The sequence below is a fragment of the Cupriavidus sp. 10L43_2 genome (assembly GCF_056395265.1).
Map to the genome: position 1 here is coordinate 147,357 of NZ_JBFTJE010000002.1, position 26,031 is coordinate 173,387.

At 68.3% G+C, this 26,031-nt stretch carries 23 protein-coding genes; 12 read left to right on the forward strand and 11 right to left on the reverse strand.

Translation table 11 applies throughout. From position 1 onward, the window contains the following. Window positions 1-15 precede the first annotated feature (15 nt). Both eno and AC1DEL_RS02950 read left to right on the forward strand, forming a co-directional pair. Entirely contained in the window at window positions 16-1,359 is a 1,344-nt protein-coding gene (gene eno, locus AC1DEL_RS02945) for a phosphopyruvate hydratase (RefSeq protein ID WP_092301211.1), read from the forward strand. A gap of 78 nt (window positions 1,360-1,437) precedes the next feature. Next, window positions 1,438-2,376 (forward strand): tripartite tricarboxylate transporter substrate binding protein, encoded by a 939-nt coding sequence (locus AC1DEL_RS02950; RefSeq protein WP_441591170.1) that lies wholly within the window; start codon window positions 1,438-1,440, stop codon window positions 2,374-2,376. A 21-nt stretch (window positions 2,377-2,397) separates the two neighbouring features. Here AC1DEL_RS02950 and AC1DEL_RS02955 read toward each other — a convergent pair whose 3' ends face one another. The 5 genes from AC1DEL_RS02955 to AC1DEL_RS02975 are packed head-to-tail and all read right to left on the reverse strand — an operon-like array spanning window position 2,398 to window position 8,739. Then, on the reverse strand, window positions 2,398-2,610 hold the full coding sequence (locus tag AC1DEL_RS02955; protein WP_092301205.1) for an acyl-CoA carboxylase biotin carboxyl carrier protein subunit: 213 nt from the start codon (window positions 2,608-2,610) through the stop codon (window positions 2,398-2,400). Beyond that, window positions 2,610-4,031, reverse strand: coding sequence for an acetyl-CoA carboxylase biotin carboxylase subunit (locus AC1DEL_RS02960; RefSeq protein ID WP_477125184.1), 1,422 nt, complete (start codon window positions 4,029-4,031; stop codon window positions 2,610-2,612). The genes AC1DEL_RS02955 and AC1DEL_RS02960 overlap by 1 nt, the downstream gene beginning before the upstream one ends. Further along, on the reverse strand, window positions 4,028-6,145 hold the full coding sequence (locus tag AC1DEL_RS02965; RefSeq protein WP_477125185.1) for an acetate--CoA ligase family protein: 2,118 nt from the start codon (window positions 6,143-6,145) through the stop codon (window positions 4,028-4,030). The genes AC1DEL_RS02960 and AC1DEL_RS02965 overlap by 4 nt, the downstream gene beginning before the upstream one ends. A 3-nt stretch (window positions 6,146-6,148) precedes the next feature. Next, window positions 6,149-7,135 (reverse strand): tripartite tricarboxylate transporter substrate binding protein, encoded by a 987-nt coding sequence (locus AC1DEL_RS02970; protein WP_092301197.1) that lies wholly within the window; start codon window positions 7,133-7,135, stop codon window positions 6,149-6,151. Window positions 7,136-7,191: 56 nt separating this feature from the next. Further along, window positions 7,192-8,739, reverse strand: coding sequence for an acyl-CoA carboxylase subunit beta (locus AC1DEL_RS02975; RefSeq protein ID WP_441590968.1), 1,548 nt, complete (start codon window positions 8,737-8,739; stop codon window positions 7,192-7,194). A gap of 165 nt (window positions 8,740-8,904) precedes the next feature. Between AC1DEL_RS02975 and AC1DEL_RS02980 the strand changes: the two genes are divergently transcribed. Further along, window positions 8,905-10,617 (forward strand): sigma-54 interaction domain-containing protein, encoded by a 1,713-nt coding sequence (locus AC1DEL_RS02980; protein ID WP_477125186.1) that lies wholly within the window; start codon window positions 8,905-8,907, stop codon window positions 10,615-10,617. Window positions 10,618-10,633: 16 nt separating this feature from the next. Here AC1DEL_RS02980 and AC1DEL_RS02985 read toward each other — a convergent pair whose 3' ends face one another. Continuing rightward, window positions 10,634-11,059 (reverse strand): DUF1801 domain-containing protein, encoded by a 426-nt coding sequence (locus AC1DEL_RS02985; RefSeq protein ID WP_477125187.1) that lies wholly within the window; start codon window positions 11,057-11,059, stop codon window positions 10,634-10,636. 208 nt (window positions 11,060-11,267) lie between these two features. On the opposite strand from AC1DEL_RS02985, the gene AC1DEL_RS02990 reads away from it, so the two are divergent. Continuing rightward, entirely contained in the window at window positions 11,268-12,986 is a 1,719-nt protein-coding gene (locus AC1DEL_RS02990) for a cation:proton antiporter domain-containing protein (RefSeq protein WP_092301184.1), read from the forward strand. Window positions 12,987-13,162: 176 nt separating this feature from the next. Beyond that, entirely contained in the window at window positions 13,163-13,912 is a 750-nt protein-coding gene (gene loiP, locus AC1DEL_RS02995; protein WP_454757059.1) for a metalloprotease LoiP, read from the forward strand. 30 nt (window positions 13,913-13,942) lie between these two features. Here the strand turns inward: loiP and AC1DEL_RS03000 are convergent, their stop codons facing one another. From AC1DEL_RS03000 to AC1DEL_RS03015, 4 genes are all read right to left on the reverse strand, one after another. Continuing rightward, window positions 13,943-14,866: a LysR family transcriptional regulator gene (locus AC1DEL_RS03000; RefSeq protein WP_441590978.1), complete on the reverse strand. Its 924-nt coding sequence runs from the start codon at window positions 14,864-14,866 to the stop codon at window positions 13,943-13,945. Window positions 14,867-15,001: 135 nt separating this feature from the next. After that, window positions 15,002-15,655 (reverse strand): DUF3299 domain-containing protein, encoded by a 654-nt coding sequence (locus AC1DEL_RS03005; protein WP_477125188.1) that lies wholly within the window; start codon window positions 15,653-15,655, stop codon window positions 15,002-15,004. A gap of 5 nt (window positions 15,656-15,660) precedes the next feature. Continuing rightward, window positions 15,661-16,935, reverse strand: coding sequence for an ABC transporter permease (locus AC1DEL_RS03010; protein WP_477125189.1), 1,275 nt, complete (start codon window positions 16,933-16,935; stop codon window positions 15,661-15,663). Next, window positions 16,932-17,648 (reverse strand): ABC transporter ATP-binding protein, encoded by a 717-nt coding sequence (locus AC1DEL_RS03015; RefSeq protein ID WP_477125190.1) that lies wholly within the window; start codon window positions 17,646-17,648, stop codon window positions 16,932-16,934. The genes AC1DEL_RS03010 and AC1DEL_RS03015 overlap by 4 nt, the downstream gene beginning before the upstream one ends. 146 nt (window positions 17,649-17,794) lie before the next feature. Between AC1DEL_RS03015 and AC1DEL_RS03020 the strand changes: the two genes are divergently transcribed. Then, complete coding sequence (locus AC1DEL_RS03020; protein ID WP_477125191.1) at window positions 17,795-19,282, forward strand: SulP family inorganic anion transporter; 1,488 nt, start codon at window positions 17,795-17,797, stop codon at window positions 19,280-19,282. A gap of 9 nt (window positions 19,283-19,291) precedes the next feature. Here the strand turns inward: AC1DEL_RS03020 and AC1DEL_RS03025 are convergent, their stop codons facing one another. After that, window positions 19,292-20,287, reverse strand: a complete 996-nt coding sequence (locus tag AC1DEL_RS03025) for a LacI family DNA-binding transcriptional regulator (RefSeq protein ID WP_092301173.1) — start codon at window positions 20,285-20,287, stop codon at window positions 19,292-19,294. Between the two features lie 214 nt (window positions 20,288-20,501). Here AC1DEL_RS03025 and AC1DEL_RS03030 point away from each other — a divergent pair, with 214 nt between their 5' ends. The 6 genes from AC1DEL_RS03030 (at window position 20,502) to AC1DEL_RS03055 (ending at window position 26,009) form a co-directional block, all read left to right on the forward strand. Further along, window positions 20,502-21,632 (forward strand): L-talarate/galactarate dehydratase, encoded by a 1,131-nt coding sequence (locus AC1DEL_RS03030; protein ID WP_477125192.1) that lies wholly within the window; start codon window positions 20,502-20,504, stop codon window positions 21,630-21,632. Window positions 21,633-21,799: 167 nt separating this feature from the next. Beyond that, the gene (gene napE, locus AC1DEL_RS03035; RefSeq protein ID WP_092301325.1) at window positions 21,800-21,958 is read left to right on the forward strand and encodes a periplasmic nitrate reductase, NapE protein; all 159 of its coding nucleotides are present in this window, start codon (window positions 21,800-21,802) and stop codon (window positions 21,956-21,958) included. A gap of 86 nt (window positions 21,959-22,044) precedes the next feature. Further along, a complete protein-coding gene (locus AC1DEL_RS03040) occupies window positions 22,045-22,428 on the forward strand; it encodes a chaperone NapD (protein ID WP_092301167.1) in 384 nt (127 codons plus the stop codon). Further along, window positions 22,400-24,895 carry a periplasmic nitrate reductase subunit alpha gene (napA, locus tag AC1DEL_RS03045; RefSeq protein WP_092301164.1) on the forward strand — a complete coding sequence of 832 codons (2,496 nt, stop codon included), beginning with the start codon at window positions 22,400-22,402 and terminating at the stop codon, window positions 24,893-24,895. Before AC1DEL_RS03040 ends, napA begins: the two co-directional genes overlap by 29 nt. Before the next feature lie 30 nt (window positions 24,896-24,925). Then, window positions 24,926-25,399 carry a nitrate reductase cytochrome c-type subunit gene (locus AC1DEL_RS03050; protein ID WP_255370982.1) on the forward strand — a complete coding sequence of 158 codons (474 nt, stop codon included), beginning with the start codon at window positions 24,926-24,928 and terminating at the stop codon, window positions 25,397-25,399. A 19-nt stretch (window positions 25,400-25,418) separates the two neighbouring features. Then, window positions 25,419-26,009: a cytochrome c3 family protein gene (locus tag AC1DEL_RS03055; protein ID WP_092301158.1), complete on the forward strand. Its 591-nt coding sequence runs from the start codon at window positions 25,419-25,421 to the stop codon at window positions 26,007-26,009. Window positions 26,010-26,031 lie beyond the last annotated feature (22 nt).

Consider the following 26,031-nt stretch of genomic DNA (forward strand, 5'->3'; position numbering starts at 1 on the left):
CGTTAGGACCCCCCCATGCCCATCATTCAGGACATTCGCGGCTACGAGATCCTCGACTCGCGCGGCAACCCCACCGTGGCGGCGCAGGTGCGGCTGTCGGACGGCTCGCAAGGCTTTGCAGCGGCGCCGTCGGGCGCCTCCACCGGCGCCCGCGAGGCGCTGGAGCTGCGCGACGGCGACAGCGACGGCAAACCCCGGCGCTACTTCGGCAAGGGCGTGCGCAAGGCCGTGGCCCATATCGACGTCGATATCGCCCGCACGCTGGCCGGCATGCCGGCGGCAGACCAGGCGGCGGTGGACGACTGCCTGATCCGGCTCGACGGCACGCCAGAGAAGTCCCGGCTCGGCGCCAACGCGCTGCTGGCGGTGTCGCTGGCCACCGCGAAGGCGGCGGCGGCTTCGGCCGGCGTGCCGCTTTATCGGACCATCGGAGGCCAGCGCCGCGACGCCCGCCTGCCGCTGCCGATGATGAACATCATCAATGGCGGGGCCCATGCCGACAACAGCGTGGACATGCAGGAGTTCATGATCCTGCCGGTGGGCGCCCCGTCGTTCTCCGAGTCCCTGCGTTGGGGCGCGGAGATCTTCCACACGCTCAAGGCGGTGCTCAAGGCGCAGGGGCTTTCCACCGCCGTGGGCGACGAAGGTGGCTTCGCGCCGGACCTCGCCTCGAACGAGCACGCGCTGGAGATCATCCTGCGCGCCATCGAACAGGCCGGGTTCCAGGCCGGGCGGGACATCGCGCTGGGGCTGGACGTCGCCAGTTCGGAGTTCCATCGCGACGGGCGGTACGAGTTGCAGTCCGAAGGCCGGTCCTATTCGGCGGACGGTTTTGTCGACCTGCTGGCCAAGTGGGTCGATCAGTACCCCATCGTCACCATCGAGGACGGCATGGCCGAGGGCGACTGGGCCGGCTGGCAGTTGCTGACCGAGCGGCTGGGCCAGCGCGTGCAGCTGGTGGGCGACGACCTCTTCGTCACCAACACGGCGATCCTGCGGCAGGGCATCGACTGCGGGGCCGCCAACGCGATCCTGATCAAGCCCAACCAGATCGGCACGCTGACCGAGACGCTGAACGCCATCGACATGGCGGAGGCGGCCGGCTACGCCTCGGTCATCTCGCATCGCTCCGGCGAGACCGAGGACACGACCATTGCCGACCTTAGCGTCTGCACGGCAGCCACGCAGATCAAGACCGGCTCGCTGTGCCGCTCCGACCGCGTCGCCAAGTACAACCGCCTGCTCTATATCGAGGCGGAACTGGGCTGCGCGGCCACCTTCGCGGGACGCGCCGCGCTGCGCGTACCGGGTTTGCAGGTGTTGCCGTCAGCGAGTGATCTCGCTATTAGTGAGCAATAAATCACAAATCATAAATACAGGAGACAGACCATGCCGACTTCCCAAACGCTTCCCCGCTTCCTCCGTGCCGCGCTGCTGATGCTGGGCGCCGGGGCCTCCGCCCTGTGCGTGGCGCAGGAATGGCCGACCAAGCCGATCAGCCTGATCGTGCCGTTCCCCTCCGGTGGCACCACCGACGTACTCGCGCGCGCCATCGGCGACCAGCTTTCCAAGAAGCTGGGCCAGCCCGTGATCGTGGAGAACCGGCCCGGCGCCGGCGCCACGGTGGGCGCGGACTACGTGGCCAAGGCCCGCCCGGACGGCTACACACTGTTGATGGGCGCCGTCCACCACACCATCGCCACCAGCGTCTACAAGAAGCTGCCGTACAACTTCCAGAAAGACCTGGCGCCGATCGCCACCGTGGCGATGGTGCCCAATGTGCTGGTGATCAATCCCGCCAAGACCCCGGCCAAGACCGTGGCCGAGCTGGTGGCGCTGGCCAAGAAGTCGCCCACCGAGTTCGCCTACGGCTCCAACGGCAACGGCACCGCCCAGCACCTGATCGGCACGCAGTTCCAGACCGCCACGGGCGCCCCGCTGCTGCACGTGCCCTATAAAGGCAGCGGCCCGCTGACCACCGACCTGCTGGGCGGACAGGTGACGATGTCCTTCGACACGCTCACTCCGGTGCTGCCGCACATCAAGGCCGGCAAGCTGCGTGCGCTGGCCGTGACCACGGCCAAGCGTTCCAGCGTGCTGCCGGACGTGCCGACCATGGAAGAAGCCGGCCTGAAGGGCTTCGATATCGGCACGTGGTTCGGCATCCTGGCGCCGGCGGCCACGCCCAAGCCCATCGTCGCCCAGCTCAGCGCGAAGATCGTGGAAATCGTCAATTCGCCGGACTTCCAGCAGCGCATGCTGGCCGCCGGCGCCGAGCCGATGCCCAGCGATTCGGCAGCGTTCGCCAAGCGCATCGATGACGAGACCGCCAAGTTCGCCAAGCTGGTCAAGGATGGCAAGGTGACGATCGAGTAAGGCCCCCGGAGCCTTGGCGCGTTACTCGACCTCCACCACCGGCTGGCCCTCGGTCACGGCGTCGCCGGGCTGGACCAGGATGGCCTTGACCACGCCATCCGCCTCGGCTTCGAGCGGGATTTCCATCTTCATCGACTCGATGATCATCAGGACATCCCCGGCGGAGATGGTGGCGCCGGCTTCGATGGCGATGGAGGACACATGGCCGCTGACTGCGGCGTCGATCTGGGGCATCAGGCTGCTCTTTCGGTAAGGGTTTCGGGTTGCTTCGGCGTAGGCGTCTGGAGCGGCGTGGCCAGCACGCGCTGGGTCAGGGCCGTGTCGATGCGGGCATCGGCGAAATCGGGGTGGGCCAGCACGCGCAGCAGGAACGGCAGGTTGGTCTTGACCCCGGCAATCTGGAACGCCTCCAGCGCGGCACGCAGGCGCCGGATGGCGTCGGCGCGGTCGCTGCCGGTGGCGATGACCTTGGCGATCATCGGGTCGTAGTACGGCGTCACGCGCTGGCCCTGCGCGTAGCCGGTCTCCACGCGGATGCCGGGCGCCTGCGGTGGCACGAAGGTGTCCAGCGGCCCCGGCGACGGGAAGAAGCGCACCGGGTCTTCGGCGTAGACGCGGGCCTCGATGGCGTGGCCCTGCTGGCGCGTGGGGGCCGGCAGCACGGCGTCGATCCGCTCGCCGCAGGCCAGCCGCACCTGCGCGGCCACGATGTCGATGCCGGTCACCTGCTCGGTCACCGCATGCTCCACCTGGAGCCGCGTGTTCATCTCCAGGAAGACAAAGCCGGTCTCGGGTGTGTGCAGCATCTCCACGGTGCCGATCACGTCGTAGCCGACGTGGCCCAGCAGCGTGGCCAGCCGCTCGCGCATGGCGGCCACCGCCTCGCCCGACAAGCCCGGCGCGGGGGCTTCTTCCAACACTTTCTGATGACGGCGCTGCACCGAGCAGTCACGCTCGCCCACAATGCGCACGCCGCCGTAACGGTCCGCCAAGACCTGGAATTCGATGTGGCGCGGCTGCTCCATCAGCTTTTCCAGATACAGCTCCGCCTGCCCGAAGCTGCGCTGCGCCACCGAGCGGGCCTGCTGCCAGGCGGCGGCCAGCCCTTGCGCATCGCGCACCGGCAGCATGCCGATGCCCCCGCCACCGCCAGCCGGCTTGATCAGCACCGGGTAGCCGATCTGCTCGGCGGCGGCAGCCACGACGGCCATGTCGTCCGGCAGCACGCCGGAACTCGGCGCCATCGGCATGCCGTGGCCGGCCATGAAGTCGCGCGCCTGCGTCTTGTGGCCCAGATGGCGGATCCAGGCGGGCGACGGGCCGATAAAGCAGAGCCCCGCCGCCTCCACCCGTTCGGCGAAGTCGGCGTTTTCCGACAGGAAGCCATAGCCGGGGTGCACGCCGTCCGCGCCGGTCTCCCGGGCGACATCGAGCAGCTTTTGCTGATGCAGATAGCTGTCCAGCGGCGCCGCCTCGCCGATGCGCACGGCCATATCGGCCTCGCGCAGGTAGGGCAGGCCCGCGTCGGCGTCCGAGTAGACCGCCACCGAGGCGATGCCGAGCTGGCGCAGCGCGCGGATCACGCGCGTCGCCACGGCGCCCCGGTTGGCCACCAGCACGCGGCGCAGCGTGCGGATCTTGATGGTGTCGTTCATGCCGTCTCTCCTGCGCGGATCACCACCGCATCGACCAGCACCGGCGCCACCGCCCCACGGGCGACGATCACCGGGTTGGCATCGACCGAATGCACCGTGCCGCCCGCCGCGACCATCCAGTCGCCCAGACGGACCAGCATGTCGGCCAGTTGGTCGAGGTCCACCGCTTCCATGCCGCGCAGCGCGGCGAACGCCGGGGCGATGCGCAGCCGGCCGATGGCGGCCCGCGCCTGACTGGCCGTGAACGGCGCGACGAGGAATTGCACGTCCTGCAGCGCTTCCACCAGCACGCCACCCTGCCCGACCATCACCACCGGGCCGTAGGCCGGATCGATATGGGCGCCCACGGCCAGTTCGAACGCGCCGCGTTGCTGGCGCGCCAGCAGCACGCCGCCGTGGCGGACTTCCATCCTGTGCAGGATCTGGTCGATCTCGTCGAAGGCAGCCACGGCGGCGGCCTCGCCGGACAGGTTCAGCTTCACCAGCCCGTGCTCGGATTTGTGCGTGATGTCCGGGGACACACCCTTGGCGACCACCGGTGCGCCCAGTTCGGACACGGCACGGCGCACGTCGTCGGCGCTGTGGCAGAGCCGGTGCGCCACGACGGGCAGGCCCGCCGCCGCGAGTTCGGCCAGGCTGCGGACTTCATCGAGGGCATGGGCGAGGGACGCGTGCGTCAGTACTCCTGCCGGCACGCCAGCCGGCAAGGGCGCGGCCAGCGCCGCCTCGCGGCGTTCGCCATATTCGGCCAGCAGCGCCAGCGCCTGCATGGCGGAGCGCTCGCTGTCGAACACCGGCACGCCCTGCGCGCGGAACGCCTGCGCCACCCACTCCTGATTGGCGCTAACCGCCACCGGCACGCCGCTGGCCGAAGCAAAGCGCCCGGTCTGTGCGGAGAAATCGTCGAAGTCGTAGCCTTCGCCGCCAATCGGAAAGCCGACGAAGATCAGGTCGGCCTGCCGCTGGGCCGCCACGGCGTCGAGCGTCTGGCCATAGATCTGCGGCTGGCCGAGCAACGCGGTGGTCATGTCGATGGGATTGCGCGCCGAGACATAGCCGGGCAGCACGGTGCGCAGCGCGGCGGTGCCGGGTCCGTCGAACTGGCACAGGTCCAGCCCGTGGGACTCCGCCGCGTCCGCCGCCAGCACGCAGGTGGCGCCCGAGTTGCTGATCGCCACCACCTTGCGGCCACGCGGCCGCTGGCCGCCCGCGAAGATCTGCGCGTACTCGGACAACTCCCGGAAATCGTTCACGCGCAGGATGCCGTGCTGACGCAGGAAGGCATCGGCCAGCGCGTCCTCGCCGGCCATCGCCCCGGTGTGGGAGCTGGCGGTCAGTTGCCCGGCGCGGGTCCGGCCGGCCTTGACGGCGAGGATCGGCACATCGCGCGCATGGGCGATCCGTGCGGCCTGCGCCAGCACGTCGGGGTCGCGCAGGGATTCCACGTACAGCAGCATCACGCGCACGGCGTCGTCCTCGGCAATCGCGCGCAGCGTTTCGGCGGCGGTCACGTCGGCCTCGTTGCCCGTGGCCACCATGTAGCGCACGCCGATGCCCTTGCGGCGCAGCCCGCCATAGACGATGGACGAGCCCGCGCCGCTCTGGCTGACGATGGCCACCGGGCCGTCCTGCGGCGCTTCCTCGTTGATCATGGTCGAGAAATGCAGCACGGCGCCGGTGGCGAAGTTGGCCACGCCCTGCGTGTTCGGCCCGAACAGCCGCAGGCCGCCGGCGCGGGCCCGCGCCACGAGCCGCTGCTGCTGCGCCGCGCCGGCCTCGCCCAGTTCGGCAAAGCCCGACGAATAGATCACCGCGCCCTTGGCCCCCACGGCGATGCATTGCTCGATGGCCTGCTCGGCCTCGGTGCCGGCCACGCTGATGACGACCACATCGGGCGAGTCCGGCAGCGCGGCCAGGTCGGGGTAAGCCGCCAGGCCCTGGATCTCGGCCCGCTTGGGGTTGACCGGGTAGATGCGCCCGGCATAGCCGTGGCGCCGCATATAGTCGATGGGCCGGCCGCCGGCCTTGATCGGGTTGTCGGACGCGCCCAGCACCGCCACCGAGCGCGGCGCCAGCAATGACAACAACGAAGCTTGCTCCTTGGTATCCGCCATCGCTCAGTCCACCTTGACCTTGGCCTCGATGGCCACGCGCTTCCATTTGTCGAGTTCGGCCTGCACGAAGCTGCCGAACTGCTCGGCGTTGAGCGCGCCGGGGCTGGTGCCGTTCTGGGTCAGGTAGGTCTTGGCCTCGGCGCTGTTCATGCTCTTGACCGCTGCGTGGTTCAGCTTCTCCACCAGCGCGCGCGGCAGGTTGGCCGGGCCGTAGAAGCCGATCCACGTGGTGGCTTCGTAGCCGGGCACGCCCTGCTCGGCAATGGTCGGCACGTTGGGCAGCGCCTCGCTGCGCCTGGCCGAGGTCACGCCGATGGCCTTGACCTTGCCGTCCTTCACGTACGGCGCCATGGTCATCACGTCATGGAACAGCGCGGGGATCTGGCCGCCCAGCAGGTCGGCCAGCGCCGGGGACGCGCCCTTGTATGGAATGTGCGTCATCGGCACCTTCGTCATCAGCCGCAGCAGCTCCCCGGACATATGCGTGGCGCCGCCAATGCTCGACGAGCCGTAGGACAGCCCCTCGGTCTGCTTCTTCGCATAGGCCAGGAACTCGGGGAGATTGTTGGCCGGCACCTTGTTGTTGACCACCAGCACGTTGGGCGTGGTGGCCAGCAGCGCGATGTTCGTGAAATCCTTCGACGCGTTGTACGGCAGCTTGGGCCGGATGGCCGGGTTGATCACGTGGTGCGTGGCCGAGACCAGCAGCGTGTAGCCGTCCGGGTTGGCGCGCGCCACGATCTCGGTGCCGATCTGCCCGCTGGCGCCGGCGCGGTTGTCCACCACGAAGGGCTGCTTCAGCTCGGCCTGCATGTCACGGGCGATGCGGCGCGCCAGCAGGTCGGTCATGCCGCCCGCCGGGAACGGCACGACGATGGTGACGGGCTTGGCGGGCCAGTTCTCCTGCGCGAAGGCCGGCGCGGCCAGCGTGGTGGCCAATGTGGTGGCCATCAGGCCGAGACACAGCGAAGGTAGGGATCTGCGTTGCATGCGGTTTGTCTCCTGATTCTTTTTTTAGGATTTTGGCTAGGGGTTGCCGAACGCTTTCAAGGCCGGATGCCGAACGTGCGCACCCCCGCCTCGCGCAGCGGCGCGGCGAGGTTGGCGAACTCGCACAGCAGCGCCCGCGTGTCGCGCGGGTCGATGATGTCCTCGATCACGAAGGCTTCCGCGCTGCGGAAGGGCGAGGTCAGGCTGCGCACCCGCTGCTCGATCTCGGCCCGCTTCTGCACCGGGTCGTCGGCGCCCTCGATCTCGGCCTTGTAGGCCACCTCCAGCCCGCCCTCGATCGGCAGCGAGCCCCAGTTGGCGGACGGCCACGCATAGCGGAAGTTGAAGCGACCCATGTGCTGGTGCCCCGCCGCCGCCACACCGTAGGCGCGGCGCACGATCACCGAGCACCACGGCACGGTGGCCTGATAAACCGCCGCCAGCGCGCGCACGCCGTAACGCATGATCCCGGCCTTCTCGGCCTCCAGCCCGATCTGGAACCCGGCGATATCGACGAGGTTGACCACCGGCAGGTGGAAGGCCTCGGCCATGTCCAGGAAGCGGGTGAATTTCTCGGCCGTGGGGCCGTCCCAGCCGCCGCCGTAGTAGTACGGGTCGCTGGCGACCACGGCCACGGGCCAGCCATCCAGCCGCGCCAGCCCGGTGACGATGGCGCGGCCCCAGTGCTTGCCGATCTCGAAGAACGAGTCCTGATCGACCAGCGCCTGCACGATCGGCCGGATCTTGTAGACCTGGCGGCTTTCGCGCGGGATGGCGGAGAGCAGCCATTCGTCGCGGCGGCGCGTGTCGTCGGCGGGCGCGGCGCGCGGCGGCAGCTCATACACGGACGGCGGCAGGTAGGACAGGAAGCGGCGGGCCCGGTCGAAGGCCTCTTCCTCGCTCGCCACCTCGTCATCGACCACGCCGTTGCGGGTGTGGATCTGACTGCCGCCCAGCTCGTTCTTTTCCAGGATCTGGCCGATGCGCGCCACCACGGGCGGGCCGGCGTTGAACAGTTGCGTCGTGCCCTTGACCATCACCGAGTAGTGGCTGGCCGCCACGCGCGCCGCGCCCATGCCGGCCACCGAGCCCAGCGCCAGCGACACCACCGGCACCACCGACATGTTCTCCACCACGTGCTGCCACACCTTCATGGTGGGGATATTGGTGTAGCCACGGTTCTCGATATTGCGCACCGAGCCGCCGCCGCCCGTGCCATCGACCAGCCGCACCATCGGCAGGCGCAGGTCGTGGGCCATCTTCTCGGCGTGGATCAGCTTGTCGCCCACCGCGCCGTCGTTGGCGCCGCCGCGCACCGTGAAGTCATCCCCGACCAGCACGGCGGGACGGCCACCCAGATGTGCGCGACCCATCACCAGATTGGCCGGGGTCAGGCCCACCAGCCGGCCATTGCTGTCGTACTGGCCGCTACCGGTGAGCGCGCCCACCTCGCGGAAGCTGCCGGGGTCCGCGATGGCCTCGATGCGCTCGCGCACGGTGAGCTTGCCGGCGTCCTTGTGGCGCTTGACCTTGTCGGGTCCGCCAAGCTCGGCGGCCAGTCGCTTTCGATAGGCCAGTTCGTCGATTTCCGGCTGCCAGGACATGTGTCTCCTCTGTGTCTTCGGGCTTATGGGTATGGGTGTTATCCGAGAGCTAACGCACTACCCGTGCCAGCCATGAAGCACATTGATTTCATTGCGATTTTTTCGACTGGCCGGTAGAGTGTCCGGCACGAGGACACTCAGATGTCCCGCATGGAGACACAATCAATGGCGTCAGTGAAGACACAAAGCCTGGGCGCGCTGGTGCTCGGGGCCGGCGGGGAGACCCTCGCCGCCTCGGGCACAGCACGCAATCCGGCCATCGCCCGGGCCGCGCAGGCCGGCGTGGCCGCACTGCCCCCCGCCGAGAACCACCATGCCGGCCGCATTTTCGATATCGAGGTCGATGGCGAGCGCCATATCGGGCTGGCCTTGCTCGATGCCAGCCAACAGACCATCCTGCTGCGCCGCGCGGCGGCCGGGGCGGCGCTGTTCGACTTCCTCGGCGCAGTGCCGTTTGCGGACGCCATCCTCGAACACTTCCTGACCAATCCCTATCAGGCGATCACGGTGGTGGACCACACGGGGTGTATCCGCTTCATCAGTCCCGTCCATGAGGCGTTCTTCGGCCTGCGCACTGGGGAAGGCACGGGGCGCCCCGCCGAGCAGGTCATCCCGAATTCCCGGCTGGGCCACGTGGCGGCGACCGGCAAGGCCGAGATCGGCCAGCTTCAGCGGATGAATGGCGTGACGCGCGTGGTGAACCGGGTGCCCATCGTTGCCGATGGCAAGACGGTCGGCGCGATCGGACAGGTCCTATTCAAGGAGCCGGAGGCCATCGGCCGGATGCACAAGGAGGTGGAGGAACTGCGGTCGCAGCTGGCGCACTACCGGCGCGAACTGCACGGGCTGCGCCAGCGCGACTCGGGAGTGGGCCTGCTGATTGGCGAGAGCGCGCCGATGCAGCGGCTGCGCCGGGAGATCGAGACCGTGGCGCGGCTCGACGTGCCCGTGCTGGTGCTGGGCGAGTCCGGCACGGGCAAGGAACTCGTCGCGCGGGCCATCCACAGCGCCGGCCGGGGGTCACATGGCGTGCAGGGCGATGACGAGGGGACGCAGGCCGCGCCGCTGGTCAGCCTGAACCTGGCCGCGTTCCCGGCCACGCTGATCGAGGCCGAACTGTTCGGCCATGCGGCAGGCGCCTTCACGGGCAGCCATCGGCATGGCCAGCCCGGCAAGCTCGAACAGGCAGCCGGCGGCACGCTGTTCCTGGACGAAGTCGCCGATATTCCGATGGAGATGCAGGTCAAGCTGCTGCGCGTGCTGGAAGACCGCATGGTCGAGCGGCTCGGCAGCCGGCAGGCGCGGCGGGTGGATTTCCGGCTCGTGACCGCCACCAACCGCGACATTCAGGCGCTGATCGACGGTGGCCGCTTCCGGCTCGACCTCTACTACCGCCTCAGCGGCGTGGTGCTGCGCGTGCCGGCGCTGGGCCAGCGGCTGGAGGACATACCCGCCCTGCTCCATCACTTCGTGCAGGCGTTCTGCCAGCGCAACGGCGTGCCGGTGCCGCAGGTCATGCCCGATGTGGCGCGGCACCTGGCCTCGCGGCGCTGGCCCGGCAATGTGCGCCAGCTACGGCAGAAGATCGAGGAAGCGCTGGTGTTCTGCGACGGCAGCCGGCTCCGGGTGCAGGACTTCGCCCGGGGCGAGGAAAACCATATCGCGACGATGGTGGCGCCGGCAACGCACCCGCTCGGGCAGGTCTTCGCGCCCGAGGATGCCCCGGCCCCGGCGGCGGCCCGGCTGCGCGACCTCGCTTATGACGCCGTGCTGCAGGCCATCGCCCGCCATGGCGGCAACAAGAAGCAGGCCGCGCTGGAGCTGGGCATTTCCCGCTCCCATCTATATAAGATGCTCGAGCGCGGCGGCGAAGCCTGAACCGGGAATTCCGGAACTAGGCCTTGCCCTGGTTCAGCGCAACGGCGGCACGGATCAGGGCCTTCAGCGCCTTGGCATCGATCTTCTCGCCCTCGCGGAAGTCGATGGCGCGCCGGGTGTTGCCGTCGAGGCTGGAATTGAACAGGCCGGACGGGTCGTCCAGCGAGGCCCCCTTGGCGAAGGTCATCTTCACCGCGCTCTTGTAGGTCTCGCCGGTGCACAGGATGCCGTCGTGGGACCACACCGGCACGCGCCACTTCCATTCCTCCACCACCTCGGGGTCGGCTTCCTTCACCAGCGCGCGCAGGCGGGCGAGGGTTTCGCCGCGCCAGTCGCCCAGTGCCGCGATCCGGGCGTCGATCAGGGCTGCCGGGGACTCGTCCGCTGGCGCGGTGGCCTTGGTTGCGGTCTTGGCCGGGGCTTTGGTCTTCGTTTGGGTCATTCCCGCCTCTCCTCTCGTATTTATCCGCCTTTTGGTGCGTGTATGGTTGTCGAAGTGGCGCACCTTGCCAAGCCCCCGCTGGCGGGCGCTGGCCGGAATCTGCCCGTTTTTTCATGGGCCCCGCCGTCGAGGCCGGGCACCTGCCGTTACAATTGCCCCTCGCCCCAGCATTTCACTGGCCGCTTGCGCAGCACCCCGCAGACGACGCATGGACCACGACTTCACCCTCATCACCACCATCGCCGCCGGCTTCGGCATCGCCCTCGTGCTTGGCTTCCTGGCCGAACGCGTCAAGATTCCCGCCCTGGTCGGCTACCTCGTCACCGGCATCATCATCGGCCCCGGCACGCCGGGCTTCGTCGCCGATGTTCATCTGGCCTCGCAATTATCCGAAATCGGCGTGATGCTGCTGATGTTCGGCGTCGGCCTGCATTTCTCGCTGCGCGACCTGCTCGCGGTAAAACGTATCGCCATTCCCGGGGCAGTGGTGCAGATGGCGATTGCCACCGCGCTGGGCATGCTGGTGGCGTGGATCTGGGACTGGAGCCTGGGCACCGGGCTGGTCTTCGGCCTCTCCCTGTCGTGCGCGAGCACGGTGGTGCTGCTCAAGGCGCTGGAAACCCGCAACGTGCTGGAAACCATGAACGGGCGCATCGCCGTGGGCTGGCTGGTGGTGGAAGACCTCGCCACGGTGCTGGTGCTGGTGCTGCTGCCGCCGCTGGCCGGGCTGCTCGGCGGCACAAACGCCGCGCCAGACCAGGGCGCGCAGGCGCTCGGCTTCACCATCCTCCAGACGCTGCTCCAGGTGGTGGCGTTTATCGCGCTGATGCTGGTGGCCGGGCGGCGCATCCTGCCGTGGCTGCTGTGGCAGGTGGCCAAGACCGGCTCGCGCGAGCTGTTCACGCTGGCCGTGGTGGCCGTGGCGATTGGCATTGCCTATGGGGCGGCCGAACTGTTTAACGTGTCGTTCGCGCTGGGCGCCTTCTTCGCCGGCATGGTGATGCGCGAGTCGGAGTTCAGTCATCGCGCCGCCGAGGAATCGCTGCCGCTGCGCGACGCGTTCTCGGTCCTGTTCTTCGTCTCGGTGGGCATGCTGTTCAAGCCGGCCATCCTGATCGAGCAGCCGCTGCACGTGCTGGCCGTGGTCGCCATCATCGTGTTCGGCAAGTCGCTGGCGGCCTTCGCGCTGGTGCTGGCCTTCCGCTATCCGCTCAATACGGCGCTGACGGTGTCCGCCAGCCTGGCGCAGATCGGCGAATTCTCGTTCATCCTGGCCGGGCTGGGGGTCACGCTGGGGCTGCTGCCGGAGGAAGGCATGAGCCTGGTGCTGGCCGGCGCGCTGATTTCCATCGCGATCAATCCCCTGCTGTTTGCCGGCGTGGAGCCGCTGCGAAAGTGGATTCTCAAGCGATCGGCGCTGGCGCGGCGGCTGGAGCAGCGCGGCGACCCCTACGCCGAGCTGCCGATGACCACCGAGCGCAAGTTTCTGGAAGGCCAGGTGGTGCTGGTCGGCTACGGCCGCGTGGGCAAGCGGATTGCCCAGGCGATGCAGGAGCGCGGCATTCCCTTCGTGATTGCGGACGAGAACCGCGAGCGTGTGGAGTCCCTGCGCCGCGCGGGCTTCGCGGCGGTCTCGGGCAATGCGGCCGACCCGGCGGTGCTGATCCAGGCCCATATCGCCCACGCGGCGATGCTGGTGATTGCCGTGCCGGAGCCGCTCTACGTGCGCCAGATGGTGGAAACCGCCAAGACGCTGAACCCCAACGTGGAGATCGTGCTGCGCACGCATAGCGAGGACGAGTCCGCGCTGCTGCGCAAGGAAGGGCTCGGCACGGTGTTCTATGGCGAGGAGGAACTGGCCAAGGGCATGACCAGCCATGTGCTGGGGCGCTTCGTGCCGCGCGGCGCGCATGAGGCCACGGCTTGAGTCGCGTCAGGATTGATTCACGATTACCTCAGGATTGATGCGATTGGCAGAAATCCGATTTCCATAGCCAGCGCGCGGAAACACGGCGGACCTTGATCTGGATGCGGGTTCGCCCGCGATGAAGTGGCATAGCCTCCCATTCCCGGGAAACTCCCGCCACTACCTCGCGAACCGCTATGAAAGGCTTCCTCGTACTTCCGCTGCTCACCACTGCCCTGCTCGCCGGTTGCGCCGGCACCGATGTCAACAGCCTGGTCACCGCCGGCACCTCGCTGGCGCAGGCCGCCACCCTGACCGACGCGGAGGTGAAATCGCTGTCGGACCAGGCCTGCGCCGAGTCCGACCAGACCAACAAGACCGCCGGCCCCCGCACCAACTACGCAAAACGCCTCACCAAGGTCATGGCCGGGCTGAAGAACAGCGATGTGCCCAATCTCAACGTGCGGGTGTACCTGACCAAGGACGTCAACGCCTGGGCCATGGCCAACGGCTGCGTGCGGGTCTACAGCGGCCTGATGGACATGATGAGCGACGACGAGGTCCGTGGCGTGCTGGGCCACGAACTCGGCCACGTGGCGCTGGGCCACAGCAAGAAGGCCATGCAGGTGGCCTACGCCGCCACCGCCGCGCGCAGTGCGGTCGGCGCCACCAACGGCGCCATGGCCGCGCTGTCTTCCTCCCAACTGGGTGAACTCGGCGAAAAGCTGGTCAACGCGCAGTTCTCGCAGGCGCAGGAGACCGCCGCCGACGACTTCGCCTTCGACCTGTTGACCAAGAACAAGGCCAATACCAAGGCGCTGGTCACCGCGTTCGAGAAGCTGGCCAAGCTCGATGGCGGCAAGTCGAGCATGTTCGGCTCGCATCCGGGCTCGGAAGCGCGCGCCAAGCATATCGAAGACCGCATCAGCAAGGTCGCATCGAAGTAAGACCCGTACGACCAATACGAAAAAAGGGGCCTAGGGCGTGGCGATGCCGCGCAACCGGGCCTCCAGCGGGGCGAGCCGCTCGCGCAACAGCGCCTGCAACTGGCGCACCGCCGGCGAGAACTGCTTGCGATGCGGGCAGATCAGGCTGAGCGGCGCGCTCTCGCCCGGCTGGTGCGGCAGCACCACCTCCAACGTGCCCGCTTCCACATCCGCGCAGACATCGAGCCACGACTTGTAGGCGATGCCCTGCCCCGCCACCGCCCAGCGGCGCGCCACGTCGGCATCGTCGCAGATCATCGCCCCGTTCACCGCCACCAGCCGGCGCTTGCCCTCCACCGGAAACACCCATTTGTCATAGAGGCGCCCGCCCAGCAGGTACAGCACGCAGCGGTGGCGCGACAGGTCGTCTAGGCTTGCCGGCCGCCCGTGCGCGGCCAGATAGTCGGGCGATGCCACCAGCACGCGGCGGTTCTCGGGGGCCAGCGGCAGGGCCACATAGCTGGCGTCCTCGGCCAGTCCGTAGCGGATGGCCACGTCGACCGGCTCCCGGAACACATCGCTGACGCGGTCCGAGAGCAGCAGCCGCAGTGACAGGCGCGGATGGCTCGCGCAGAACGCCGTGATCCACGGCAGCAGCACGTTGCGGCCGACATCGGACGGCGCCGACACCTGCAGGACCCCGCTCAGATCCCCCTCCTCGCTCCGGGAACGCTCGTGACCTTCGTGCAGCAGCGCGAGCACATCGGTGGCATAAGGCAGGTATCGCTCACCCTCGGCCGTCAGCCGCAGGCTGCGCGTGGAGCGCACGAACAGGCGCAGGTCCAGCTCCCGTTCCAGCCGCTGGATGGCTGCGCTGACCTGCCCAGGCGGCAGATCGGCTTCGCGCGCGGCGCTGGAAAAGCTGCCGAGCGCGGCACTGCGGACAAACAGGGTCAGGTCCTCGAGTCTGAGCATCGGATCATCACGATTTGGGAGCGCGGGGGTGCGGAAAGCGCATTCTGCCGCATCCCCGCTGATTGGGCTGATCACCAAGCCCGCCCGTACAACGTCCACCTGTTGCCGCCGGACGGGCTGTGACCGGGGCGCGGCCTAGCGTGCAGGCTGCGGGGGCTGATACGGCTCCAGCCGCGCATCCTGCATCGCGTAACCGGCGTCGCCCATCATGGTTTCGGCGCGCTCCACGCGCATCACGCCGCTGATCCAGACCGTGTCCATCGTGCGCAGGCCCGCCAGCGGCTGGGCCGCGCGCACGTGCACGACCTGGTTCGACGGCGGGGGCGGCACATGGATGCAGGCGCCGAAGTACGGCACCAGCAGGAATTCCCGGATCGCCTCGCCCTCCCCGTCCAGCGACACCACGAAGCCGGGCAGCCGCACCGCCTCGCCGTCGAGCGCGGTCTCGATGGGCGCGTCGCGCCAGAACGCCCGCGCTTTCTCCAGCGCGGCCTGCGCGCGCGGGTCGCCGTCTTCCATCTCCTGCAGCGGCAGCCCCTTGAACGGCGCCATCGGGTCCCAGCCCTTGGGCAGCAGGGCCTGCCAGTCGATTTCGCGGTAGTTGGTGCCGGATGCCGGGGCGGGCGATGGGGGCAGCGTCTGGCCCACCGTGTAGGGCTGGTCGGACTTCGGCCGATCGGCGGACGGCCACCACAGCCAGCGCACCATTCCTGCGATGCAGATCAGGCCGATGACAGCGACGGTGGCCAGGACGGGCGCCGACAGGCGCGGCTTGGTGAATAGCTTCATGGATCTCAGGTATGCGGCGTCAGCCCGTCGCTCAGGCTGAGGCGATAGGCGCGCCACCCCGGCAACAGCGAGGCGATGGCGCCGGCGGCAATGATCGCCCCCAGCAGCGGCAGCTCGCTCGCCCGGGGCCAGGCCACCGGCAGCGCCACGCCAAGGCGGGCCTCCAGCCACGGCGCGCCGGCCAGTGACAGCCCGGTCAGCAGCAGGTAGCCGGCCAGCGTGCCGACGAGCATCAGCACAAAGCCTTCGCTCGCCAGCAGGATCAACAGGTCGATGGGACGGGCGCCGACCGCCCGCAGGATGGCCAGTTCACGCCGCCGCTCGCCGAGCGCGGCCAGGATCGACGAGACCAGCCCCGCCAGCCCGACCACGCCGATCAGCGCGGACATCCCCAGCAGGGTTTTCTCACCCACGCCGACGATCTGCCACAGCGCGTCGAGCGCCACGCCGGGCAGCACCGCCATCAGGGCCTCGTGCGGATCTTCGTCGATCTCGCGTTGCAGCGCGAACACGCGCGAGCGCAGCTTCAGGCCCACCAGCACGCCGGTGATGTGCGCCGGCGTCAACTGGAACTTGCCGACCAGCGCCGGCGGAATCGACATGCCCGGCACCGGCGCGCCGGCCTGCCAGTCGAGGTGGATGGCTTCCATGCCATCGAGCCGGATATGGACCGTGCGATCGACCGGCGTGCCCGTCGGGGCCAGAATGCCGGTGACCACGAAGGGCTTGTCGGCATGGTCCGCATGATGGTCGTCGTCGCCATGCGCGGGCTCGCCGTGGCTCAGCACGATGCGGTCCCCCACCCGGTAGCCCAGCCGCCGCGCCACCTCCGCGCCCAGCACGGTCTCGAACACGGCCCCGAACGGCCGCCCGTCAGCCAGCGCCAGTGCGCGGCGGTCGCCGTAACGGAAGTGCCGGAAGTAGTCTTCCGAGGTCGCCAGCACCGGAAACCCGCGATGGGAATCGCCGAGCGAGACCGGGATGGTCCACGCCACGAGCGGATGGTCGGCAATGCGCTGGGCGCTGGCCCACGACATGCCGTGGGTCACGCCGCCCAGATGGAACACGGTAGAGAGCGTGAGCTGGACCGGGCTGGTGCGCGCCCCGACGATCAGGTCGGTGCCCGAGATCGCCTGCGCGAAGCCGGTGCGCACCTGATGGCGCAGCCGCTCCACGCCCAGCAGCAGTGCCGTCGACAGCGCAATCGCCACGATCATCAGCAGCAGGTTGTAGCGGCGGTTCCAGGCGCTGCGGGCCGCCATGCCGGTGAGCGTCATCATGCCGGCGCCGCGACAAAGCCGTGCGGCATGGCGAGATGGCGGTCGAAGCGCGGCATCAGGCGCGTGTCATGGCTGACGAACACCAGGCTCGCGCCCACCGCGCGGCATTCGCGCTGCAGCAGGTCCATGAAGGCCGACTGGCGATCCGCGTCCAGCGCGGAGGTCGGCTCATCGGCCAGCACCAGCTCCGGCCGACCGAGCAGCGCCCGCGCGGCAGCCACGCGCTGCTGCTGGCCGACCGACAGCCGCGCCGCGGGGCGGTGCCACAGCGACTCCGGCAGATCCAGCCGCGCCAGCAGCATGCCCGCCGCCTCGGCCGGGCTGCCGCCCTGCGCCACGCTGCGCTGGCGCCGATGGGCCGAGAACTTGCACCCCAGCAGCACGTTGTCGAGCACGGACAGGTAAGCCAGCAGGTTCAACTGCTGGAAGATGATGCCGATGTGGTCGGCGCGTAAGCGGTCGCGCCGGGCGCCGGACAGCGCGGTCAGGTCGGTGCCGTTCACTTCGACCCGGCCCTGTCCCGGAGTCAGCACGCCCGCCAGCAGGCCCAGCAGCGTACTCTTGCCGCTGCCGCTGGCGCCGGAGATGAAGACGTGCTCGCCGGCGCTCACGACGAAATGATCCACCCGCAGGCTCGGCCCGTCCTGGCCCGGCCAGGCGAAGGCGATATCGCGGAGCGCAGCAACGGGCGGTGCGGGGTCTGGGCGTGCCATTGAGGTGAGTCGAACCAGCAAAGGAGCCGCCGATATTAACGCAACTCGGTTGCAATGGCGAGGCGCTTGAGCCGTCAACGATTAGCCGAATGCCCTTACAATGACGCGCAGCATCAATCCGCCCCATCCTCCGCTTCAAGCCCCCAATGTCTTTACATACCCTCCGCCAGGAATGGCTGTCGAATATCCGTGGCGATCTGCTCGCGGGCACCGTGGTCGCCCTGGCCCTGATTCCGGAAGCGCTCGCGTTCTCGTTGATTGCCGGTGTCGATCCGCAGGTCGGCCTGTACGCGGCCTTCGCGATTGCCGTGGTCACCGCCATCGTGGGCGGCCGGCCCGGCATGATTTCCGCCGCCACGGGCGCGGTGGCGCTGCTGATCACCTCGCTGGTCAAGGACCATGGCGTGCAGTACGTGTTTGCCGCCGCGCTGCTGGCCGGCCTGTTCCAGATCGGCGCGGGCCTGCTGCGGCTGGGCGGGCTGATGCGCTTCGTGTCGCGCTCCGTGGTCACCGGCTTCGTCAATGCGCTGGCCATCCTGATCTTCCTGGCGCAGTTGCCGGAGCTGATCGGCGCGCCGCTGGCGGTCTACGCGCTGACGGCAGGCGGGCTGGCCATCATCTACCTGTTCCCGCGCCTGACCCGCGCGGTGCCGTCGCCGCTGGTCTGCATCGTGGTGATTTCGATCATCGCTGCCCTGCTTGGGCTCGATGTGCGCACGGTGGGCGACATGGGCGCCTTCCCGGACCACCTGCCCAGCTTCGCCCTGCCAGCCGTGCCGTTCACGCTGGAGACGCTGCGCATCATCTTCCCGTACTCGGTGGCGATTGCCGTGGTCGGGCTGCTGGAGTCGCTGATGACGGCCGCCATCGTCGATGATTTCACCGACACGGCCAGCGACAAGAACAAGGAATGCCGGGGCCAGGGCATCGCCAATATCGTCGCCGGCGTGCTGGGCGGCATGCCCGGTTGCGCCATGATCGGCCAGTCCATCATCAACGTGAAGTCAGGCGGCCGGGGCCGGCTGTCCAGCTTCGTGGCCGGCACGCTGCTGCTGGTGCTGGTGGTCTTCCTGGGGCCGTGGGTCAAGCAGATTCCGATGGCGGCGCTGGTGGCGGTGATGATCATGGTGTCGATCAGCACCTTTAGCTGGCGCTCGCTGCGTAACCTCGCCACCCATCCGAAGAGTTCGTCGGTGGTGATGGTGGCGACGGTGATCGTGGTGGTGGCCACGCACAACCTGGCGCTGGGGGTGCTGGTGGGCGTGCTGCTGAGCGCGGTCTTCTTCGCCGCCAAGGTGCAGCGTGTGCTGCACGTGGACGCCACGCTGGACGCCGATGGCCAGACGCGCCGCTACGCCGTGCGCGGGCAGGTGTTCTTCGCCTCGTCGGAGCAGCTGGTAGCGGCGTTCGACTTCCGCGAGCCGGTCAGCCAGGTGCGGCTGGACCTGTCCCACGCGCATTTCTGGGATATCACCGCCATCGAGGCGCTCGACCGCATCGTCCACAAGTTCCGCCGCAACGGCGTGGCGGTGGAGGTCACCGGCCTGAATCGGGCCAGCGTGACGATGGTGGAGCGCTTCGGCACGCATGACAAAGCCGGCGCCGGGGCCACGCCGCCAGAAGCGGCGCACTAGCACCGAGCCTTACGTGGTGCCCCGCTCGATGATGCGGAAGCCCACGTCGATCACCGACTCGGGCACCGGCTCGCCCCGAAAACGCGCCAGCAACTGCCGCGCGGCCAGTTCGCCGATCTGCGCGCCATCCACGTGGACGGTGGTCAGCGGCGGGTTCATATGCGCGGCGAAGTCGGCGTCGCCGAAGCCGCAGATCGCCAGATCCTGCGGCATGCGCAGCCCGCGCGCGTGTGCTTCGATCATCACGCCTTGCGCGAGCTGGTCGGAACTGCAATAGATTGCCTCGATGTCCGGGGCCTGCGCCAGCAGGTCGGCCAGCGCCTTGCGGCCGTATTCAAGGCTGCTCGGGGCGGGCACCACCACGGTCGGCACATCGTGGCCCACCGTGGACAGGAAGCCCTCGCGTCGCACGGCGGCCCGCTGGTCGTCGCCGGTGGCGATGGCCAGCCGGCGCCGCCCCTGCCCGAGGAAGTAGCCGGCGATGGCGCTGCCCACCTTGAGGTGCGAGAAGCCCACCGCCATGTCCACGGGCCGATCGCTCAAATCCCATGTCTCCACCACCGGAATGCCGGCGCGGCGCAACTGGTCGCGCGCGGTCTGCGAATGGATCAGGCCGGTCACCACGATGCCGTCCGTGCGACGGCTGATCATCGTGGCGAGCAGCGCCTCCTCCCGGGCGTGATCGTAGCCGGTCTGGCCGAGGATCAACTGGTAGCCGGCGGCGTCCAGCGCATCGGTCAGCGCCTTCACGGTCGGCAGGAACTGCTGCACAGCGATGTTCGGCACCAGCGCGGCCACCATCAGGCTCTTGCGGGACTTCAGCCCGCCGGCCAGCAGGTTCGGGATGTAGCCGGTCACCGCCACGGCCTCGCGCACGCGCGCGATGGTGGCCTCGGACACCATGCCCGGATTGCTCAACGCCCGCGAGGCGGTAATCAGCGAGACGCCGGCCTGCCGGGCGACATCATGGAGCGTGACGGACTTCGACGCTGGAGCTTGGGGCATGCGGGTTCTGGCGGGTTTAAGCGGATTGGATGGAGATACGATGTCGGCCGACGGGTTGACCCAGTCGTATGACAACGTTAGCATTCTACCGACGATTGCCTGAACTGGCGCGCATCCCGGCCATAAACAACGACCACGTGGCCAATACGACGCATCCCAGCCGGGCATTCCGCCCTTGAATGACAACGTTGTCATACCCTGAAAAGGAACCCGCATGTCTCCCGATTCGATCACCTGGATCCGCCTCTCCACCTGCTACCTGCCGCTCGCCACCCCGATCAGCGACGCCAAGGTGCTGACCGGCCGACAGAAGCCGATGACCGAGGTGGCCATCCTGTTCGCCGAAATCCAGACCGCCGATGGCCACGCCGGGCTCGGCTTCAGCTATTCCAAGCGGGCCGGCGGCCCCGGCCAGTACGCCCACGCCTGCGAGATCGCCCCGGCCCTGCTGGGCGAGGACGCCAGCGACATCGCCAGGATCTGGGACAAGCTGTGCTGGGCCGGCGCCTCGGTGGGACGCAGCGGCCTGTCCACGCAGGCCATCGGCGCGATCGACGTGGCGCTCTGGGACCTGAAGGCGAAGCGCGCCGGCCTCTCGCTGGCCAAGCTGCTGGGCGCCCACCGGGACGCCGTGCGCTGCTACAACACCTCGGGCGGCTTCCTGCACACCCCGCTGGACCAGCTCAAGGTGAACGCGGCGGCGTCCGTCGAGCGCGGCATTGGCGGCATCAAGCTCAAGGTGGGCCAGCCAGACCGCGCCGAAGACCTGCGCCGCGTGGCCGCCGTGCGCGAGCACCTGGGCGATGCCGTGCCGCTGATGGTCGATGCCAACCAGCAGTGGGACCGCCCCACCGCGCAGCGCATGTGCCGCACCTTCGAGTCGTTCAACCTGGTCTGGATCGAGGAACCGCTGGACGCCTACGATCACGAAGGCCACGCCGCGCTGGCCACGCAGTTCGACACCCCCATCGCCACCGGCGAGATGCTGACCAGCGCCGCCGAACACTGGGACCTGATCCGCCACCGCGCCGCCGACTACCTGATGCCCGACGCGCCGCGCGTGGGCGGCATCACGCCGTTCCTGAAGGTGATGGCGCTGGCCGACCACGCCGGGCTGATGATTGCGCCGCACTTCGCCATGGAACTGCATGTGCATCTGGCGGCAGCGTATCCGCGCGAGCCGTGGGTCGAGCATTTCGACTGGCTCGAACCGCTGTTCAACGAGCGGCTGGAGATCCGCGACGGCCGCATCATCGTGCCCACGCGCCCCGGCCTGGGCGTCTCCATCAGCGAGCAGGCCCGCGCCTGGACGCGCGCGCAGACGGAGTTCGGCGCCCAGCCCTGAGCCTCGCCCCGGGGCGGTCTCTGACTTATCAGAGATCGCCCGATACACGCCCTCCGCACGACCCACACACATCACGCCGTGCCATATTGGCCCAATGCGCGCTTGACACCACCGGATGCGCTTCCTTAAATGATCCCGTCCCCACGAAATCCATGCCGGACTTTGCGATGGCTGTCGCCGACGATCCGCAGCGCAAGAAAGAAGAACTCCGGAGCTTCCTGTTCCTGACCGCCGTGATGGTGCCGGTGCTGACCGTCATCGTCGTGGCCGGGTACGGATTCATCGTCTGGATGACCCAGCTCGTCAGCGGCCCGCCCACGCATTGATTGGCATGGACCGACGTCGCCCGGTGGGGTGACGCCTGCAGTTCCTGTAGCACTGAACGACGCGGCCTGCTGCCGCAAGGACAGTCATGCCAGGTACCACGCATTCCACCCCCGAGCCGCCACTCCCCACGGCGCAGCCGGGAGACACCCGCGCAGAGAGCCCCGATGACGCCGATGCGCAGCAGTGGCACATCGCCGGCGTGCTCGTGCACACCCAGCCGGCGAGCCTCGATGCCGTGCGCGGCGCCATCGCCGGTTTGGCCGGTGCCGAGATCCACGCCGCCAGCGACGCCGGCAAGCTCGTCGTCACGCTGGAAGCCCCCACCTCACGCGCCATCGCGGCGCATCTGACGTTCCTCCATCAGCTGGACGGCGTGCTGGCGGCCACCCTGGTCTACCAGCACAACGAGGATGCGTGCGACATGGACACGGAGATTGTCGATGAAAGTCACTCGCCGGGACTTTATTAAGCAGACGGCCGTGGCCGCCACCGCCTCGGTGGGCGGCATTCCGCTGGGCGCGGACGCGGCCAACTTCGTCACGGACAGCGACCTGACCCGCCTGAAATGGGACAAGGCGCCCTGCCGCTTCTGCGGCACCGGCTGCGGCGTGACCGTGGCGGTCAAGGAAAACAAGGTGGTGGCCACCCAGGGTGACCCGCTGTGCGAGGTCAACAAGGGCCTGAACTGCGTGAAGGGCTACTTCCTGTCCAAGATCATGTACGGGCAGGACCGGCTGACCAAGCCGCTGCTGCGCATGAAAAACGGACAGTACGACAAGAACGGCGAGTTCCAGCCCGTGACCTGGGACAAGGCGTTCGACGTGATGGCCGCCCAGTTCAAGCGCGTGCTGAAGGAGAAAGGCCCCACGGCGGTCGGCATGTTCGGCTCGGGCCAGTGGACGATCTGGGAGGGCTACGCCGCCTCCAAGCTGATGAAGGCCGGTTTCCGCACGAACAATATCGACCCGAACGCCCGTCACTGCATGGCCTCCGCCGTGGCCGGCTTCATGCGCACCTTCGGCATGGACGAGCCGATGGGCTGCTACGACGATATCGAGGTGGCCGACGCCTTCGTGCTGTGGGGCTCGAACATGGCCGAGATGCACCCGATCCTGTGGACCCGGGTGACGGACCGCCGCCTCTCCGCGCCCAAGACCCGCGTGGCGGTGCTGTCTACCTTCACCCATCGCTCCTACGAACTGGCCGACCTGCCGATCATCTTCACGCCGCAGACCGACCTGGCGATCCTGAACTACATCGCCCACTACATCATCACCAATAACAAGGTCAACAAGGACTTCGTCAACAAGCACACGGTGTTCAAGCAGGGCGTGACCGACATCGGCTACGGGCTGCGCCCGGACCACCCACTGCAGAAGAAGGCCAAGAACGCGGCCGACCCCAACGCCGCCACGCCGATCACGTTCGACGATTTCGCCAAGTTCGTGGCGAAGTACGACGTGGCCACCGTCAGCAAGCTCTCCGGCGTGCCGCGCGACAAGCTCGAACAGCTGGCCGCCCTCTACGCCGACCCGAACATCAAGGTCGTGTCTTTCTGGACCATGGGCTTCAACCAGCACACGCGCGGCAGCTGGGCCAACAACATGGTCTACAACATCCACCTGCTGACCGGCAAGATCGCCACGCCGGGCAACAGCCCGTTCTCGCTGACCGGCCAGCCCTCGGCCTGCGGCACCGCGCGCGAGGTGGGCACGTTCTCGCACCGGCTGCCGGCGGACATGCTGGTCGCCAACCCCAAGCACCGCGAGACCGCCGAACGGATCTGGAAGATCCCGGCCGGCACCATCCCCGAAAAGCCCGGCTACCACGCCGTGCTGCAGAACCGCATGCTCAAGGACGCCAAGCTCAACGCGTACTGGGTGCAGGTGAACAACAATATGCAGGCGGCGGCCAACCTGATGGAGGAAGGGCTGCCGGGCTACCGGAACCCGGAAAACTTCATCGTGGTCTCGGACGCCTACCCCACCGTGACCGCGCTCGCGGCGGACCTGATCCTGCCTGCCGCCATGTGGGTAGAGAAGGAAGGCGCCTACGGCAACGCCGAGCGGCGCACCCAGTTCTGGCATCAACTGGTCGATGCCCCCGGCGAGGCCCGTTCGGACCTGTGGCAGTTGGTGGAGTTCTCCAAGCGCTTCAAGATCGAGGAAGTCTGGCCGGCGGACCTGATCGCCAAGATGCCGGAGGTCAAGGGCAAGACGCTGTTCGATGTGCTCTACCGCAACGGCCAGGTGGACAAGTTCCCGCTCAAGGAAGTCAACCCGGACTACCACAACGATGAAGCCAAGGCGTTCGGGTTCTATATCCAGAAGGGGCTGTTCGAGGAATACGCGAGCTTCGGCCGGGGCCACGGCCACGACCTGGCCCCGTTCGACGCCTACCACGAGGCGCGCGGCCTGCGCTGGCCCGTGGTCAACGGACGCGAAACCCTGTGGCGCTACCGCGAGGGCAGCGACCCCTACGTGAAGGCCGGCACCGGCTTCCAGTTCTACGGCAACGCGGACGGCCGCGCGGTCATCTTCGCCCTGCCCTACGAGCCCGCCGCCGAGTCGCCGGACAAGGAATACCCGTTCTGGCTGGCCACCGGCCGGGTGCTGGAGCACTGGCATTCCGGCTCGATGACCCGGCGGGTGCCCGAGCTGTACCGCGCCTTCCCCAACGCCGTGGTGTTCATGCATCCCGAGGATGCCAAGGCGATGGGACTGCGGCGCGGCGTGGAGGTGGAGGTGGTGTCCCGGCGCGGGCGCATGCGCTCCCGGATCGAGACGCGCGGGCGCGACCAGCCGCCGCGCGGGCTGGTCTTCGTGCCGTGGTTCGACGCCAGCCAACTGATCAACAAGGTGACGCTGGACGCCACCTGCCCGATCTCGCTCCAGACCGACTTCAAGAAGTGCGCGGTCAAGATCGTGAAGGTATAGGGGGGCCACGCCATGCGATCAACAGTCTGGATGGGTTGGATCCTCGCCAGCCAGTTCGTGCTGGCCGGCGCGCAGGCCCAGTCCGAGGGAAAGGGGCTGACCGACGCCATGCGCGGTCCCACGCCCATCGGCAGCGAGTCCAAACCGCCCCTGCTCTACCCCACCGAGAACAAGGACGTGCGCCGCACCCGCAACTACACCATGCAGCCGCCGACCATCCCGCACAAGATCGACGGCTACCAGCTCGACAAGGACTACAACCGCTGCATGTTCTGCCACGCGCGCACCCGCACCGAGGAGACCCAGGCGATTCCGGTCAGCATCACGCATTACATGGACCGGAATAACAACGTGCTGGCCGATGTCTCGCCCCGGCGCTACTTCTGCACCCAGTGCCACGTGCCGCAGGCCGACGCCAAGCCGCTGGTCGGCAACACGTTCACGGACGTGGAGACCATGCTGAAGAAACCGGCGGCGCCCAAGGGCACTGCAGCCAAGAAATAAGACCTGGCGGACTAGCGCGATGCTCGACCTGCTCAAACGATACTGGCGCACCATCAACCGGCCCAGCGCGTATTTCAGCCTCGGCTTCCTCACGCTGGGCGGCTTCATCGCGGGCGTGGTGTTCTGGGGCGCGTTCAACACGGCGCTGGAGTTCACCAATACCGAGAAGTTCTGCACCGGCTGCCACGAAATGCGCGACAACGTGTACCAGGAGCTGCAGGGCACCATCCACTTCACCAACCGCAGCGGCGTGCGCGCCAAGTGCTCGGACTGCCACGTGCCGCACAACTGGACCGACAAGATGGCCCGCAAGATGCAGGCATCGAAGGAGGTCTGGGCCAAGATCTTCGGCACCATCGACACCCGCGAGAAGTTCCAGGCCCATCGGCTGGAGCTGGCCCAGCACGAGTGGGCGCGCTTCAAGGCCAACGACTCGCTCGAATGCCGCAACTGCCACGACTACCAGTCGATGGACTTCACGCGGCAGAGCCCGCGCGCCCAGGCCATGCACTCCACCTACCTCGCCAACAAGGAGCGGACCTGCATCGACTGCCACAAGGGCATTGCGCACCGGCTGCCGGATGTCTCCAAGGCCGAGGGCAGCGAATGACCCACGCCGCGCGCGCCCGTTC